Source organism: Streptomyces sp. SDr-06 (assembly GCF_003324565.1).
Taxonomy (GTDB): Bacteria; Actinomycetota; Actinomycetes; order Streptomycetales; family Streptomycetaceae; genus Streptomyces.
In genome coordinates this window covers 370,238-385,986 of the sequence record NZ_QOLA01000002.1, presented here as the reverse complement: position 1 = coordinate 385,986, position 15,749 = coordinate 370,238, and the positions used below count along the sequence as shown (strand labels likewise).

12 protein-coding genes are annotated in these 15,749 nt (G+C 72.0%); 5 read left to right on the top strand and 7 right to left on the bottom strand.

Features of this window, described 5'->3' with window-relative positions; genetic code table 11:
• Positions 1 to 207: 207 nt before the first annotated feature.
• Entirely contained in the window at positions 208 to 1,104 is an 897-nt protein-coding gene (gene cynR, locus DT019_RS06115) for a transcriptional regulator CynR (RefSeq protein WP_189389213.1), read from the bottom strand.
• Between the two features lie 124 nt (positions 1,105 to 1,228).
• Here cynR and DT019_RS06110 point away from each other — a divergent pair, with 124 nt between their 5' ends.
• On the top strand, positions 1,229 to 1,813 hold the full coding sequence (locus DT019_RS06110; protein WP_114035595.1) for a carbonic anhydrase: 585 nt from the start codon (positions 1,229 to 1,231) through the stop codon (positions 1,811 to 1,813).
• Between the two features lie 45 nt (positions 1,814 to 1,858).
• Positions 1,859 to 2,329 carry a cyanase gene (cynS, locus tag DT019_RS06105; RefSeq protein ID WP_114035594.1) on the top strand — a complete coding sequence of 157 codons (471 nt, stop codon included), beginning with the start codon at positions 1,859 to 1,861 and terminating at the stop codon, positions 2,327 to 2,329.
• A 43-nt stretch (positions 2,330 to 2,372) separates the two neighbouring features.
• Here cynS and DT019_RS06100 read toward each other — a convergent pair whose 3' ends face one another.
• From DT019_RS06100 to DT019_RS06080, 5 genes are all read right to left on the bottom strand, one after another.
• Positions 2,373 to 3,437 (bottom strand): LacI family DNA-binding transcriptional regulator, encoded by a 1,065-nt coding sequence (locus tag DT019_RS06100; protein WP_114035593.1) that lies wholly within the window; start codon positions 3,435 to 3,437, stop codon positions 2,373 to 2,375.
• Positions 3,422 to 5,110, bottom strand: coding sequence for a glycoside hydrolase family 13 protein (locus tag DT019_RS06095; protein ID WP_114035592.1), 1,689 nt, complete (start codon positions 5,108 to 5,110; stop codon positions 3,422 to 3,424). Before DT019_RS06095 ends, DT019_RS06100 begins: the two co-directional genes overlap by 16 nt.
• Positions 5,111 to 5,181: 71 nt before the next feature.
• Positions 5,182 to 6,033 carry a sugar ABC transporter permease gene (locus tag DT019_RS06090; RefSeq protein ID WP_223279325.1) on the bottom strand — a complete coding sequence of 284 codons (852 nt, stop codon included), beginning with the start codon at positions 6,031 to 6,033 and terminating at the stop codon, positions 5,182 to 5,184.
• A 7-nt stretch (positions 6,034 to 6,040) separates the two neighbouring features.
• The gene (locus tag DT019_RS06085; RefSeq protein WP_114035590.1) at positions 6,041 to 7,033 is read right to left on the bottom strand and encodes a carbohydrate ABC transporter permease; all 993 of its coding nucleotides are present in this window, start codon (positions 7,031 to 7,033) and stop codon (positions 6,041 to 6,043) included.
• A gap of 80 nt (positions 7,034 to 7,113) precedes the next feature.
• On the bottom strand, positions 7,114 to 8,388 hold the full coding sequence (locus tag DT019_RS06080) for an extracellular solute-binding protein (RefSeq protein WP_114035589.1): 1,275 nt from the start codon (positions 8,386 to 8,388) through the stop codon (positions 7,114 to 7,116).
• A gap of 288 nt (positions 8,389 to 8,676) precedes the next feature.
• Between DT019_RS06080 and DT019_RS06075 the strand changes: the two genes are divergently transcribed.
• From DT019_RS06075 to DT019_RS06065, 3 genes are all read left to right on the top strand, one after another.
• Complete coding sequence (locus DT019_RS06075; RefSeq protein ID WP_114035588.1) at positions 8,677 to 10,320, top strand: glycoside hydrolase family 13 protein; 1,644 nt, start codon at positions 8,677 to 8,679, stop codon at positions 10,318 to 10,320.
• A gap of 25 nt (positions 10,321 to 10,345) precedes the next feature.
• Entirely contained in the window at positions 10,346 to 11,374 is a 1,029-nt protein-coding gene (locus DT019_RS06070; RefSeq protein ID WP_114036035.1) for a LacI family DNA-binding transcriptional regulator, read from the top strand.
• Between the two features lie 101 nt (positions 11,375 to 11,475).
• Positions 11,476 to 12,387, top strand: coding sequence for a phosphatase PAP2 family protein (locus DT019_RS06065; protein ID WP_114035587.1), 912 nt, complete (start codon positions 11,476 to 11,478; stop codon positions 12,385 to 12,387).
• A gap of 36 nt (positions 12,388 to 12,423) precedes the next feature.
• Here the strand turns inward: DT019_RS06065 and DT019_RS06060 are convergent, their stop codons facing one another.
• Positions 12,424 to 15,417 carry a bifunctional [glutamine synthetase] adenylyltransferase/[glutamine synthetase]-adenylyl-L-tyrosine phosphorylase gene (locus DT019_RS06060; RefSeq protein WP_114035586.1) on the bottom strand — a complete coding sequence of 998 codons (2,994 nt, stop codon included), beginning with the start codon at positions 15,415 to 15,417 and terminating at the stop codon, positions 12,424 to 12,426.
• Between the last annotated feature and the right edge of the window lie 332 nt (positions 15,418 to 15,749).

The window sequence follows — 15,749 nt, the reverse complement described above, 5'->3', positions numbered from 1 at the left end:
CGGCGCCCGGCGGGGCGGAAGGGACGCCGGACGGCCCGGTTCGCGGTGACCAGGCTTGAATGTTCTTGCAGCAAGACTGAAAGCACCTCTGAGCAGGTGACCGTAGGAGGAGGCACGGACCAGGTCAATGGGTTGGGCAGAATCCGGGACGCCGGATGGCCCCCCTGCAAGGAATTGCGCCGTCGGTGAGCGCGGCGCGACCGGGATTCAGGCGGGGGCGTATCCGCGGGCGCGGACGAGGTCCAGGGCGAGCCGGGTGAACTCCCGGGCCGCGGCGCTGCGATAGGCGCTCTCGCGCCGGAGCAGGACGACCGTGCGGGCGGGCAGCGGCGGATCGAGCGCGACGGGTGCGAGCCGCGGGTGCTCGTGCGCGACGGCGTCGGGCAGCACGGTGGCCAGCGGCGTGCGCTGGACGATCTCGGTGAGCGCCTGGAGCGAGTTGGCCTCGACGGTGATGCGGGGGGTGACGCGATGCCGTCCGAGGTAGGCGTCGATGTGCCCCCGGGTCGCGAAGTCGCCGCTCAGCAGCGCCAGTTGACGCTCGCCCAGCTCACGCACGGTGAGGGCGGCGGCTCGCGCGGCCGGGGCCGCGACCACGAGGCCGAGGGTCTCGGTGAACAGGGCCGTCGCGGCGATGCCCGGCAGGTGCGGCCCGGCGAAGGCGATGCCGAGGTCGAGCTCGTCGGCGAGCAGCGCCGCCTCGATCCGGTCCTGCGCCAACTCCCGTACTTCCAGAGTGATTCCGGGGTGGCGGGTGTGCAGTTCGGCGACGAGGGGACCGACCAGGTACGCGGTGAAGGTGGGGGTCACCGCGAGGCGCAGGGTGCCGCGCGAGAGGTCGGCGACGTCCAGGACGGCCCGCTCGGCGGCGGCCAGGTCCCGCAGGGCGCGCCGCGCGTAGTGGGCGTAGGTCTCGCCCGCGTCGGTGAGCCGCACCGCCCGGCCGGTGCGGTCCAGGAGCTGGACGCCCACCGTCCGCTCCAACTGCTTGATCTGCTGGGACAGGGTGGGCTGGGAGATCCGCAGCTCTTCGGCGGCGCGGGTGAAGTTGCCCTGCTCGGCGACGGCGAGCAGATAGCGCAGATGACGCAGTTCCGGGGCCATACGTCCAACTATAGATGGGGCCAATAGCAGATATCGAAAGTACGTCTTGGACTCTATAGGTGCAGCTCATGCAGGGTGGTTTTCGTCAGCCCCTCGGGGCCGGCCACCATCGAAGGGAGTGACCATGCAAGACCTCGCCGAGGGCGTCGCGCGTTTCCAGCGCGGCGTCTTCCCCGCCAAGGCGGAGCTCTTCGCCCACCTCGCCGCCACCCACCGTCCGACGACGCTGTTCATCGGCTGCTCCGACGCCCGGGTGGTGCCCGAGCTGATCACCCAGAGCGAGCCGGGCGAGCTGTTCGTCATCCGTACGGCCGGGAATCTGGTGCCCGCCCACACCCCGGGCCCGGACGGCGTCGCGGCCGGCGTCGAGTACGCCGTGGCGGTGCTCGGCGTCCGCGACCTCGTGGTCTGCGGCCACTCCGCCTGCGGCGCCATGACCGCGCTCGCCGAGCGCCACGACCTCACCGGCATGCCCGCGATCGCCGACTGGCTGCGGCACGCGGACGCGGCCCCGGCCCACGCGGACTCCGCGGAGCTGGACGCCCTCGTACGCGGCAACGTCCTGGCCCAGCTCGCGAACCTCGCGACGCACCCCTCGGTGGCCCGCGCCCTGGCCGAGGACCGGCTCACGCTGCACGGCTGGGTCTACGACATCCCGACCGGCGCGGTCGAGGTACTCGACACGACGCGCCCCCGCGCCCGCGCCTGACCCCTGGCTCAGGTCCCAACCCGCCCACACCCCCGAGGAGTTACCGTGATCCACGCCCAGTTCGACCCCACCGCCCGCCAGGCCCTCGCCGCCACCGCCGTCGAGGCGAAGGTCCGCAAGGACCTGTCGTGGCAGCAGATCGCCGACGCGGCCGGCCTCTCGGTCGCCTTCGTCACCGCGGCCGTGCTCGGCCAGCACCCGCTGCCCGCCGAGTCCGCGCGGGCGGTCGCCGCCCTGCTCGGTCTCGACGACGACGCCGCACTGCTCCTGACCACCGTCCCGAGCCGCGGCTCGATCCCGGGCGGCGTCCCCACCGACCCGACGATCTACCGCTTCTACGAGATGCTCCAGGTGTACGGCACCACCCTGAAGGCCCTGGTGCACGAGCAGTTCGGGGACGGCATCATCAGCGCGATCAACTTCCGGCTGGACGTGCGGAAGGTCGCCGACCCCGAGGGCGGCGAGCGCGCCGTGATCACCCTGGACGGCAAGTACCTCCCCACCAAGCCGTTCTGACCGCGGCCGGGTTTCCGGGGGCCGGGCCCCGGAAACCCGTTCCTCACCCGGCGGACGGGTGCTGCCCAGCCCGCGCCGTGGACCCGCGGACCACCAGCTCCGGCTGGAAGACGAACTCCGTGCGCTGCACGGGAGTGCCCCCGATCTCCTCCAGGAGGGCCGCGACGGCGGCCGCCGCCATCGCCTGCACCGGCTGGCGCACGGTGGTCAGGGGCGGATCGGTGAAGGCGATGAGCTGGGAGTCGTCGAAGCCCACCACCGAGATGTCGCCCGGCACGTGGAGGCCGCGCTCGCGCGCGGCGCGCACCACGCCGAGCGCCATCATGTCGCTGCCGCAGACGATCCCCGTGCAGCCCTGGTCGAGCAGCGCGCCCGCGGCGACCTGTCCGCCCTCCACGCTGTAGAGGGTGGGCCTGATGCGGGCCGCCGCCTCCGGTGCGCGCAGGCCGAGCCGCTCCCCAAGCGCGGCCGTGAACCCCTCGGTCTTGCGGCGGGAGGGCGAGTAGCGCAGCGGTCCGACCGCGAGTCCGATCCGGGTGTGCCCGAGGTCGGCCAGGTGCCCCACCGCCATCCGGGTCGCCGCATGGTCGTCGAGCGAGACGAAGGGCCCGCGGACCTGCTCGTTGTACCCGTTGACCAGCACGTACGGAACACCCCGTTCGGCCAGCCCCCGATAGCGGGCCGGGTCGGTGGAGGTGTCGGCGTGCAGCCCGGACAGGAACACGATGCCGTTCACACCGCGCTCCTCCAGCTGCTCGACGAGCTCGTCCTCCGTCGCCCCGCCCGGCAGTTGGGTGCAGAGCACCGGGGTGTAGCCGTGACCCGCGAGGACCTGCTCCACCGCCTGCGCGAAGGCGGGGAAGATGGGATTGGTCAGCTCCGGGGTGACCAGGCCGATCAGCCCCTCGCTGCGCCGGCGCAGCCGGGCCGGGCGTTCCCAGCCGAGCACGTCGAGGGCCGCGAGTACGCGCTGGCGGGTGGGGTCGGCGACCCCCGGCCTGCCGTTGAGCACCCGGCTGACGGTGGCCTCGCTGACGGCGGCCTGGGCCGCTATGTCCGCGAGGCGCGGCCCGGCCGGCTGCGCGGCCTGGCTCACACCGTCCACCACACCGTCGTGTCGCCGGGGAGCTCGAACTCCTCGCCGTCCACGGCGAGTTGGGCGCTCGCCAGGATGACGCGGCCGGGCGTGGCGAGGCGCACCGCCCGGCCCGTCAGGTTGACCGTGCACACGAAGCCGTCCCGGGCGAAGGCGAGCACGCCCTCGGGCCCCTCCAGCCACTGCACGTCGTCCCCGGCGCCGAGACCGGGGTGGGCGCGGCGGGCCGCGATGGCCCGGCGGTAGAGCTCCAGGGTGGAGTCGGCGACGCCGGTCTGGGCCTCGACGCTGAGCCCGGCCCAGGAGTCCGGCTGCGGAAGCCAGCTGCCGCCGCTGCCGAACCCGTACGAGCTGCCCTCGACGGTCCACGGGATCGGCACACGGCAGCCGTCGCGGAAGCCGTCCTGGCCCGCGGCGCGGAAGAACGACGGGTCCTGGCGCACCTCGTCGGGCAGGTCGGTGACGTCGGGCAGACCCAGTTCCTCCCCCTGGTAGACGTACGCCGAGCCGGGCAGGGCCAGCATCAGGAGGGTGGCGGCCCTGGCCCGGCGCAGGCCGAGCTCGCGGTCGCCCGGGGTGCGCAGCTGGGTGCCCAGGCCCTGCGGGTTGGCGAAGCGGGTGGCGTGCCGGGTGACGTCGTGGTTGGACAGGACCCAGGTGGCCGGGGCGCCGACCGGGCGCATCGCGGCGAGCGAGGCGTCGATGACCTCGCGCAGCGCCGCCGCGTCCCAAGGGGCGCCCAGGTACTGGAAGTTGAAGGCCTGGTGGAGTTCGTCGGGGCGTACGTAGTTCGCGGTCCGCTCGACCGTGGGGGTCCACGCCTCGGCGACGGCGATGCGCTCGCCGTCGTACTCGTCGAGGATGGTCCGCCAGGAGCGGTAGATCTCGTGCACGCCGTCCTGGTCGAAGAACGGCATGACGTCGTGGCCGAGCAGCCTGAGCTGGTCGTGGCCGCCGATGTCGGGCAGGCCGGGCGCCTTGACGAGGCCGTGGGCGACGTCGATGCGGAAGCCGTCCACGCCCATGTCGAGCCAGAAGCGCAGGATGGAGCGGAACTCGTCGGCGACGGCCGGGTGGTCCCAGTTCAGGTCGGGCTGCTCGGGGGCGAACAGGTGCAGGTACCAGTCTCCCCCAGCCTCCGGCTGGGAGGTGCCCCCATCGCCTGACGGCGCCGGGACGCGGGTCCAGGCGGGCCCGCCGAAGATGGACTCCCAGTCGTTGGGCGGCAGTTCACCGTTCTCGCCCTTGCCGGGGCGGAAGTGGTAGCGGGCCCGCAGGGGCGAGCCCGGGCCCTCCTTCAGGGCGCGCTTGAACCACTCGTGCTGGTCGGAGGAGTGGTTGGGGACGAGGTCGATGATGATCCTCAGGCCCAGCTCGTGCGCGTCGCGGATCAGCGCGTCCGCGTCGAGCAGGGTGCCGAACATCGGGTCGATGGCCCGGTAGTCGGCGACGTCGTAGCCGGCGTCGGCCTGCGGGGAGGCGTAGAACGGCGAGAGCCAGACGGCGTCCACGCCGAGGTCGCGCAGGTACGGCAGCCGGCTCCGCACGCCTGCGAGGTCGCCCATGCCGTCGCCGTTCCCGTCGGCGAAGCTGCGCGGATAGACCTGGTAGATCACGGCGTCCCGCCACCACTGTGTGCCGGTCTTCCCGGTCAGGCGGTCGGGGGCGGTGAAGTGCTGGGTCATGTCGTCCTTAGGGGTCTGGGGGCGGTCAACCCCCGAGCCTTTGCTGTGCTGGAGCCGGGCGGTGGCCCGGCTCAGCCCTTGGTGGCGCCCGCTGTCATGCCGGTGACCAGGTGCTTCTGCACCAGGTAGAACACGGCGGAGACGGGGATGGCGATGAGTACGGCGGTGGCGGCCATGTAGTTCCACTGGGCGTCGTGCTGGCTGACGAAGCTGGACAGGCCCACGGCGAGGGTGTACTTGCTGTCGTCGAGCATGAAGGTGGAGGCGAACGCCACCTCGCCCCACGCGGTGAGGCAGGTGTAGAAGGCGGCGACCGCCAGGCCCGGCCGGGCGAGCGGCAGGATGAGGCGGAAGAAGGTGCCGAACGGGGTGAGTCCGTCGACCCGGCCCGCCTCGTCGATCTCGACGGGGATGGAGTCGAAGTACCCCTTGAGCATCCAGGCGCAGTACGGCACCGCGGTGGAGCAGTACACCAGGATCAGGCCGCCGTAGGTGTCGATGAGGCCGAGGTCGCCGAGGATCTGGTACATCGGCACGATCAGCACGGCGATCGGGAACATCTGGGTGACGAGCAGCACCCACATCAGCTTGCGGTAGCCGGGGAAGCGCATCCGGGAGACCGCGTAGCCGGTGGTCGCCGCGAACATCACGCCGATCACGCAGGTCAGCAGGGCGATCAGGGCGGTGTTGCCGAGCCAGGTGAAGAACTTGGTGTGCTCGGTGACGAACGCGTAGTTGGAGAAGGTGATCTTCGACCAGATGCGCCCGGGGTGCAGGTAGTCGTCCTTGTCCGGGCCGAGCGAGATGAAGACCAGCCACGCGATGGGGAACAGGGCGACGAGGCTGGCGACGCTCAGCGCCAGGTGCGACAGGACGGCGGTGCGGCGCCGGCCCTGGTCCCGGGAAACGACCTTGGTAGCCATGGGGGCATCAGACCTGTTCATTGCGGGCCAGCCAGCGACGGTAGAAGGAGGAGAAGACGATCAGGATGGAGAGCAGCAGCACGCCGTAGGTGGCGGACTGCGCGAAGTCGCGGGGCTGCTGTCCGAAGCCGAGCCGGTAGGCCCAGGTGACGAGGATCTGGGCGTCGGGGGCGCCGCCGTTGCCGAACAGCAGGAAGATGATCACGAACTGGTTGAACGTCCAGATGATGCCGAGCAGCACGACCGTGGCGCTGACCGGGCGCAGCCCCGGCAGGGTGACGTGGCGGAAGCGCTGCCAGGCGCTCGCGCCGTCCATCTCGGCGGCCTCGTACAGGTCGGCGGAGATCGACTGGAGCCCGCCGAGCAGCGACACCATCATGAAGGGCACGCCGACCCAGGTGTTGACGAGGATCGCGGCGAGCTGCTGGAAGTGCGGCTCCTCCAGCCACTGGGGCTGCGGCAGGTGGAGCGTGCCGAGCGCGGTGTTGACGATGCCGGAGTCGCTGAGCATCAGCCGCCAGGAGAAGACGGTGACGAACGTGGGGACCGCCCAGGGCAGGATCAGCATCATCCGGTAGAAGGTGCGGCCGCGCAGCTTCTGGTTGAGCAGCAGGGCGAGCGCGAGACCGATGACGTAGTGCAGGGTCACACAGGCCACGGTCCACACCACGGTCCAGAGGAAGTGCGACCAGAACCGGTCCCAGGCGGTCGGCCCCCACAGGACGTCCGCGTAGTTGTGCAGCCCGACGAACTCGTAGGTCGCGTCGATGTGGTTGGCGCCGATGGTGCGCGCCGAGTTGAGGCTGTTGGCGTCGGTGAGCGTGTAGTAGACGCCCTGGACGAGCGGATAGAGCACCAGGACGCCGAGCACCACGACGATCGGCGCGACCATCGCGTACGCGTACCAGTGCTTCTGCCAGGACTGCCTGAGGCGCTCCAGCGGCCCCCTGCGCGCCGTGGACGCGTTCGTGGGGGCCGCGCCATCGACGGCAACGGTCATCTCGACACCTTTTCCGGGGGGTTCGGCGGACGTGCGTACCGCCGGGCCGTCCCCCGGGGGGAACGGCCCGGCGGCGGGGCTCACTTGGTGAAGTCGGGGACCAGCTTGGCCATGTCCTGCTGGAGGCTCCCGGTGGCGTCGGCCACGGACTCCTTGCCGTCGGCGACCTTCGGCAGGGTGGTGTCCATCGGGGTCCACAGCGAGCTGTACTCGGGCAGCTCGGGCCGCGGCTGGGCGGCGGCGAGGACGCCCTGGTAGCCGGCGATGCCCGGGTCGGCCTTGACCTGCGCGGTGAAGGCGTCCTCACGGGTGGGCAGCGTGGAGTTCTTCAGCGCGATGGTCTCCTGGCTCTTGGCCGAGCTCATGAAGCTGACGAACTTCATCGCGGCCGCGGCGTGCGCCTTGTCGGAACCCGCGTACACGGACAGGTTGTGGCCGCCGGTCGGGGCGCCCGCCTTGCCGGTGGACCCGGCCGGGACGGTGGCGATGCCGAGGTTGGCCTTGTCCTTGAACGCGGAGCCCTTGTAGAAGTTGGTGATCTCCCACGGGCCCTGGATGATCGCGGCGACCTTGCCGTTCACGAAGGCGTCCTGGATGTGGGCGTACGCGTCGGCGGTGACGTCCGCCTTGTGCAGGCCCGGGCCGTCGAACAGGCTCTTCCAGGTCTCGAGTCCCTTGACCGCGGGGGCACTGGCGATGGTGACCTTCTTGGCGGCCGCGTCCACGGTGTCGGTGCCCTCGCCGTACAGGAAGGGCTGCGCGTAGTACCCGGCGGTGGAGCCCCAGTAGCCGTCGACGCCGGCCTTCTCCTTGACGAGCGCGGCGTCCGCCTTCAGCTCGTCCCAGGTGGCGGGGGCCTTGGTGATCCCGGCCTTGGCGAACAGGGCCTTGTTGTAGACGAGGGCGAGGGTGTCGGTGACCAGCGGGACGCCGTAGGTCTTGCCCTGGAACTGGGCCTGCTTGATCAGGTTGGGCCGGAACTTGGCCTGGTCGGTGAGGGCGTCGGTGCCGTCGAGCGGCAGGAAGTAGCCCTTCTTCGCGAACGCGGGCGTCCAGCCGACCTCGGCGCGCAGCACGTCCGGGGCACCCTTGGCGCCGGCGGCGGTGTCGAACTTGTTCTGCGCCTGGTCGAAGGGGACGTTGACGTACTTCACCTTGATCGTCGGGTTCGCCTTCTCGAACTCCGTGACCAGCGCCTGGTAGGTCGGCGCCTCGTTCGTGGCGTTCGAGGTGTCCCACCAGGTGATGGTGACGGGGCCGTCCGCCTTGCCGCCGTCACTGTCGCTGCCACCGCAGGCCGTCGCCGCGAGCGCCAGGGTCGCCGCGAGCGCGGTGGCCGCTATGCCACGTCGCATGAGAACTCCTTCACTGGGTGCCGCTCCATCACGGCGCCGGATCGCCAGGAACGTAACAAGGATGAAAGGAGTCCGAAAGACCTTGCGAAGAATTTCTGCAAGGCCCGCTGATCGTTACGTCAGCGTGTCCGCACGGTTGCCGTTGTGCACCTTGTCAAAGCCGGTACGGCTGGTCCATATGCGCCTGCGGGGGCCCTGCAAGACTTCCGCAAGACCTTGCAGGACTGTTACTTTCGAGGGCCATCGGCGTTGATCGGGTGGACACAGGGTTTCGAGAGGGGACCACACATGACGCAGGAGCTGACGACCGCCGCCGTCACCCACGCCCGCCCCGGCCCCCGGACCGGCTGGTGGCGCGACGCGGTGATCTACCAGGTGTACGTCCGCTCCTTCGCGGACGGCGACGGAGACGGCATCGGCGACCTGCCCGGCATCCGGGCCCGGCTCCCCCATCTCAAGGACCTGGGGGCCGACGCGGTCTGGCTCACCCCCTTCTACGCGTCCCCGCAGGCCGACGGCGGCTACGACGTGGCCGACTACCGGACGGTGGACCCGCTCTTCGGCTCCCTGTCCGACGCGGACGACCTGGTGCGCGAGGCCCACCGGCTCGGCCTGCGCGTCATCGTCGACATCGTCCCCAACCACACCTCCGACCAGCACCCCTGGTTCCGCGCGGCGCTGGCCGGCGGCCCCGAGCGCGAGCGCTACCACTTCCGCCCCGGAAAGGGCGAGCACGGCCAACTCCCGCCCAACGACTGGGAGTCGGTGTTCGGCGGCCCCGCCTGGACCCGCGTCCCGGCGCCGTCAGGCGATGGGGGCACCTCCCAGCCGGAGGCTGGGGGAGACTGGTACCTGCACCTGTTCGCCCCCGAGCAGCCCGACCTCAACTGGGACCCTCCGGAGGTGCGCGCCGAGTTCGACTCCGTGCTCCGCTTCTGGCTGGACCTCGGCGTCGACGGCTTCCGCATCGACGTGGCCCACGGCATGGTCAAGGCCGCGGGCCTGCCCGACATCGGCGCGAGCGAGCAGGCCAGGCTCATCGGGGCCCAGGTGCTCCCCTTCTTCGACCAGGACGGCGTGCACGAGATCCACCGGGCCTGGCGCGAGCTGCTTGACGGCTACGACGGCGAGCGCATCGCGGTCGCCGAGGCCTGGGCCCCCTCCCCCGAGCGCCTCGCCCTGTACGTACGCCCCGACGAACTGCACCAGGCCTTCAACTTCCAGTTCCTGACGTGCGATTGGGACGCGGCGCGGATGCGCTCGACGGTCGACGCCTCGCTCGCCGCGACGGCCGCGGTCGGCGCCCCCACCACCTGGGTGCTCTCCAACCACGACGTCGTACGCCATGTGACCCGCTACGGCGGCGGCGAGCAGGGCCTGCGCCGGGCCCGCGCCGCGACCCTGTTCACCCTGGCCCTGCCCGGCTCCGCCTATCTCTACCAGGGCGAGGAGCTGGGCCTGCCCGAGGTCACCGACCTGCCCGACGAGCTGCGCCAGGACCCGGCCTTCCACCGCGCCGCGGGCCAGGACGGCTTCCGCGACGGCTGCCGCGTGCCGATCCCGTGGACCGCGGACGGCCCGAGCCTGGGGTTCGGCGACGCGGCGCCCTGGCTGCCGCAGCCCGACTCCTGGCGCGGGCTCAGCGTCGCCTCCCAGTCGGGCGACCCGCACTCGACCCTGGAGCTCTACCGCGCGGCGCTCGCCCTGCGCCGCGAGCTGCCGGGCCTGGGCGACGGCACGATGGACTGGCTCCCGGCGCCCGAGGGGGTGCTCGCCTTCGCCCGGCCCGGGTTCGCGTGCACCCTCAACACCCTGGACCACGCGGTCCAACTCCCGCTTCCGGGAAGGCCGCTGCTCACCAGCGGCGCCGTCGAGTTCGGCACGGCGGGCGTCCTGCTCCCGGCCGAATCCGCGGTCTGGTGGGCAATCTGACGTGCGACCGGTACAGTCCAATCCCGTGACCGCACGGCTCGCCGACATCGCAGCCCAGGCGGGGGTCAGCGAAGCCACAGTCAGCCGCGTGCTCAACGGCAAGCCCGGTGTGGCCGCGGGCACCCGCGAATCCGTTCTCGCCGCACTCGACGTGCTGGGCTACGAACGGCCCGTACGACTGCGCCGCCGCAGCGCGGGGCTCGTCGGCCTGATAACGCCGGAACTGGAAAACCCGATCTTCCCCGCCCTCGCCCAGGTCATCGGCCAGTCGCTGACCCGGCAGGGATACACGCCGGTGCTCGCGACCCAGACGCCCGGCGGATCCACCGAGGACGAGCTCACCGAGATGCTGGTGGACCGCGGCGTCTCCGGGATCATCTTCGTCTCCGGACTGCACGCGGACACCACCGCCGACATGGAGCGCTACGAGCAGCTGCGCGCCCAGGGCGTCCCGTACGTGCTGGTGGACGGCTTCTCGCCGAAGGTGCAGGCGCCCTTCATCTCCCCCGACGACCGGGCCGCGATGCGCCTGGCGGTGACCCACCTCGCCGCGCTCGGCCACACCAGGATCGGCCTGGCCGTGGGCCCCAAGCGCTTCGTGCCGGTGTTGCGCAAGATCGAGGGCTTCACGGCCGGCATGCAGGACCGGCTCGGTCTGAGCCTCACGGAGGCGGAGTCCCTGATCCAGCACTCGCTGTACACCCTGGAGGGCGGCCAGGCCGCCGCCTCCGCGCTGATCGCGCAGGGCTGCACCGCGGTGGTGTGCGCCAGCGACATGATGGCGCTCGGCGCGATCCGGGCCGCGCGCCAGGCGGGCCTCGACGTGCCCCGTGATGTCTCTGTGGTGGGATTCGACGACTCTCCGTTGATAGCGTTCACCGATCCACCGCTGACCACCATCCGCAAGCCGGTGACGGCGATGGGCCAGGCGGCGGTCCGCGCCCTCCTCGAGGAGGTCGGGGGCACCCCCGCCCCGCACAGCGAGTTCGTGTTCATGCCCGAGCTGGTCGTACGCGGTTCAACCTCCGGGGCCAGGCCCCGGAGCCGACCCTGAGGTACGCCCGGAAACTCGTCCTTGGGGAGTAGCAGGTGCGCGGCGAACCCGACCGGAGGATGATCGGCGGGGGGTATGTGCATCTGGCAGACTCTCTTCCCATGGGTGAAATGACCGTGAAGACTCTGGAAGGCCGGACGGCCGCTCCACCGAACGAGCCGTCGGCCTCACCCACCCCTTCCGAACCGGGACGAACCGGCTTTCTCGCCCGGCTGAGAGGCGTGCGCACGCCGCGCCGCCCGCGCATCTGGTTCGAAGTGCTTCTGATCGCGGTGAGTTACTGGGTGTACTCACTGATCCGCAACGCGGTGCCCGAGCAGAAGGCGCAGGCGCTCAAGAACGCCGACTGGATCTGGAGCGTCGAGCACCACCTCGGCATCGCGGTGGAGCGGTCGGTCAACCACGCCGTGGATTCGGTGACATGGCTCATCGTCGGCATGAACTACTACTACGCCACACTGCACTTCATCATCACCATCGGTGTCCTGGTGTGGCTGTTCCGTAGTCACCCCGGCCGCTACGCGGCGTCACGGCTCGCTCTCTTCGCGACCACGGGCGTGGCCCTGGTCGGCTACTACTTCTTCCCGCTGGCGCCGCCGCGCCTGATGAACGGCGGCGGCTTCATCGACACGGTCCTGGTCCACCACACCTGGGGCTCCATGGCCTCCGGCGACCTGAAGAACATGTCGAACCAGTACGCGGCGATGCCGTCCATGCACATCGGGTGGTCGACCTGGTGCGGCCTGACGATCTTCGCGCTGGCGTCCGCGCCCTGGGCGAGGATCCTCGGGCTGCTGTACCCCGCGGCCACCCTGGTCGTGATCGTCTCCACGGCGAACCACTTCTGGCTGGACGCGGTGGGCGGCCTGCTCTGCCTGACCTTCGGCGTCCTGGTCTCCCGCGCCTGGTACGGCAGCCTCCCCCACCACCTCCCGAAGCTGGTACGGGGCGCCACACGCCCGCCCTGGCGAGCCAAGGCGGCCCGTCCGGCGCTTGAGGACGAGCGCTCCTGAAGGCGCGAACGGGGGCGGGGCGACCCCGTTCGCGCGCTACAGGTGGGCCCCGTAGAACAGCTCCTCGACGACCGCCCGCGCCCTGCGCGTGAGGCGTCGGTAGTCCTCCAGCATGTCCCCGACGTGCCCCGGCTCGTACCCGAGGTAACGCCCCACCGCCGCCAGCTCCCGCCCGTCGGACGGGAAGGTGTCCCCGGCCCGCCCCCGGACCAGCATGACCCCGTTGCGCACCCGCGTCGCCAGCACCCACGCCTCGTCCAGTATCGAGGCGTCCTCGGCGGCGATGAGCCCGGCCGCGTGGGCGGCGGACAGGGCGTGGCGGGTCCGCGTGGTGCGCAGACCCGGCAGCTCCCAGCCGTGCCGCAGCTGAAGCAGCTGGACCGTCCACTCGACGTCGGACAGGCCGCCCCGGCCGAGCTTGGCGTGCAGGGTGGGGTCGGCGCCGCGCGGCATCCGTTCGGACTCCATGCGGGCCTTCAGGCGCCGGATCTCGCGCACCGCCTCGTCCCCGAGGCCCTCCACCGGGTACCGCAGCGGGTCGATCAGCTCGATGAAGCGGGCCCCGAGGTCGGCGTCGCCCGCCATCACCTCCGCACGCAGCAGCGCCTGGCTCTCCCAGACCAATGACCAGCGCCGGTAGTACGCCTCGTACGACTTGAGGGTGCGGACCATGGGGCCCGACTTGCCCTCCGGCCGCAGATCGGCGTCTATCAGCAACGGCGGGTCGGCGGTGGGGAGTTGGAGGAGCCTGCGCATCTCGGCGACGACCCGGTTGGCGGCCCGGGCCGCCTCCTGCTCGTCCACGCCCTCGCGGGGCTCGTGCACGAACAGGACGTCCGCGTCGGAGCCGTAGCTCAGCTCGTGGCCGCCGAAGCGGCCCATGCCGATGACCGCGAACCGGGTGGGCAGGGTGTCGCCCCACTCGGCCCGCACGGCGGCGCGCAGCGCGCCCGCGATGGTGGCCGCGTTCAGGTCGGTGACCGCGTTGCCGACCCGGTCGACGAGCGCGCCCGGGTCCTCCTCGGCGGGGCTGTCCTCGGTCCCGTACGAGCCGATGAGGTCGCCGGCGGTGGTGCGGAACAGTTCGCGGCGGCGCACCCCGCGGGCCGCGGCGACCGCGCCCTCGGCGGTCTCGGCGCGGCCGACCGCGGCCAGCACCTCCTGTTCCAGGTGGTCCCGGCCGCGCGGGGCGAGCCCGTCCGGGTCGCCCAGGATGGCGACCGCCTCGGGCGCGCGAAGGAGCAGGTCGGGGGCGAGCCGCCCGGCCGAGAGGACCCGGGCCAGGTTCTCGGCGGCGGCGCCCTCGTCGCGCAGCAGCCGCAGGTACCAGGGGGTCTTGCCGAGCGCGTCGGAGACCTTGCGGAAGCCGAGCAGTCCGGCGTCCGGGTCGGCGGAGTCGGCGAACCAGCCCAACAGGACGGGCAGCAGGGTGCGTTGGATGGCGGCCTTGCGGCTCACGCCCGAGGACAGCGCCTCCAGGTGGCGCAGGGCGGCCGCCGGGTCGGCGTAGCCGAGGGCTTCGAGGCGGTGGGCGGCGGCGCGGGCGCTGAGCCGGGTCTCGCCGGGTGCGAGCTGGGCGACCGCGTCCAGGAGCGGCCGGTAGAAGAGCTTCTCGTGCAGCCGGCGCACCACCGAGGCGTGCCGCTTCCACTCCTTGTTGAGACTGACCACGGGCTCGGTGCGCAGCCCGAGCGAGCGGCCGAGCCGGCGCAGATCGGCCTCGTCCTCCGGCACGAGGTGGGTGCGGCGCAGCCGGTAGAGCTGTATGCGGTGCTCCATGGCGCGCAGGAAGCGGTACGCCTCGTCGAGCTGGGCGGCGTCAGACCGGCCCACGTAGCCTCCGGCCGCGAGCGCCGCGAGCGCGTCCAGGGTGGTGCCGCTGTGCAGGGTGGCGTCGCTGCGTCCGTGCACCAACTGGAGGAGCTGGACGGCGAATTCGACGTCGCGCAGGCCGCCGGGGCCGAGCTTGAGCTCGCGCTCGACCTGTGCGGCGGGAATGTTGTCGACGACTCTGCGGCGCATCTTCTGGACGTCGGCGACGAAGTTGTCCCGCTCGGCGGCCTGCCACACCAGCGGGGAGACGGCGTCGAGGTAGTCCTGGCCGAGCTCGGGGTCGCCCGCCACCGGCCGGGCCTTGAGCAGCGCCTGGAACTCCCAGGTCTTGGCCCAGCGCTGGTAGTAGGCGAGGTGGCTGGAGAGCGTGCGCACCAGCGGACCGTTGCGGCCCTCGGGACGCAGGTTGGCGTCGACGGGCCAGATGACGCCCTCGACGGTGGTCTCCGAACAGATCCGCATGAGGTGGGCCGCGAGCCGGGACGCGGCCTGCAGGGCCTTGCCCTCGTCGGCGCCGTCGGCCGGTTCGGCGACGAAGATCACGTCCACGTCGGAGACGTAGTTGAGCTCGTGTCCGCCGCACTTGCCCATCGCGATCACCGCGAGCCGGCACTGGGCGGCGTCGGCGGGGGCCGCGGTGCGGGCGATGGCGAGCGCGGCGCGCAGCGTGGCGGTCGCGAGGTCGGCCAGCTCGGCGGCGGTCTGTGCCACGTCGGTGGTCCCGCACACGTCGCGGGCCGCTATGGCCAGCAGGCACCGCCGGTAGGCGACCCGCAGCGTCACCGGGTCGACGGCCCCGGCGAGGCCGCGCTCGAACTCGGCGACCCCGGGGTGGAGGTCCGCCGCCTCGTAGGTGACCAGGGCGTGCCACTCTCGGGGGTGGCGGGCCAGGTGGTCGCCGAGCGCCTCGGAGGCGCCGAGCACGCCGAGCAGCCGGTCGCGCAGCGGTTTCGCACCGGCCAGGGTGTCCAGGAGCGCGCGCCGCTCGTCGGCGTCCTGGGCCTCCACGAGACGGACGAGGCCGAAAAGGGCCAGGTCGGGGTCGGCGGTGGCGCCCAGCGCGTCCAGGAGCACCGGGTCGGACCGTACGGGTGCGAGTTCGGGGCTCTCCAGGAGGCGCTCGGCGGCCGAGGGATCGGTGAAGCCATGCCGCAGCAGCCGTGTGAAGGTGCTGCTCCTGCGCCCCGGCACGGTCATCTGGCCGCCTCCCACCTCGTACGTACGCCCGCACGCCCGGTCGGGGGTTCCCGGAACCGGCCCACCCGATCAAGACCCGGATTCCGAGCCTAGCCGCAGTAGGGGGCGCGGGGCCCGGCGAGGTGTCCCCGGGCGGCAGGTCCCGGCCCTTCCCGGCCGGGGTCGCGCACGAGCCGCCCAAAGGGCCGACCGGCACCGGGGCGGGGGACGGCGGGCCCGGGACCTTCGACCCGAAAGAGCCGGACGGAACCCCTCACGACCGGTGACGACCGCTCGACATACGGCAACTTTCCGGACATACGGAAGGTGAACTACCGCCTCCCGGTGTCCAC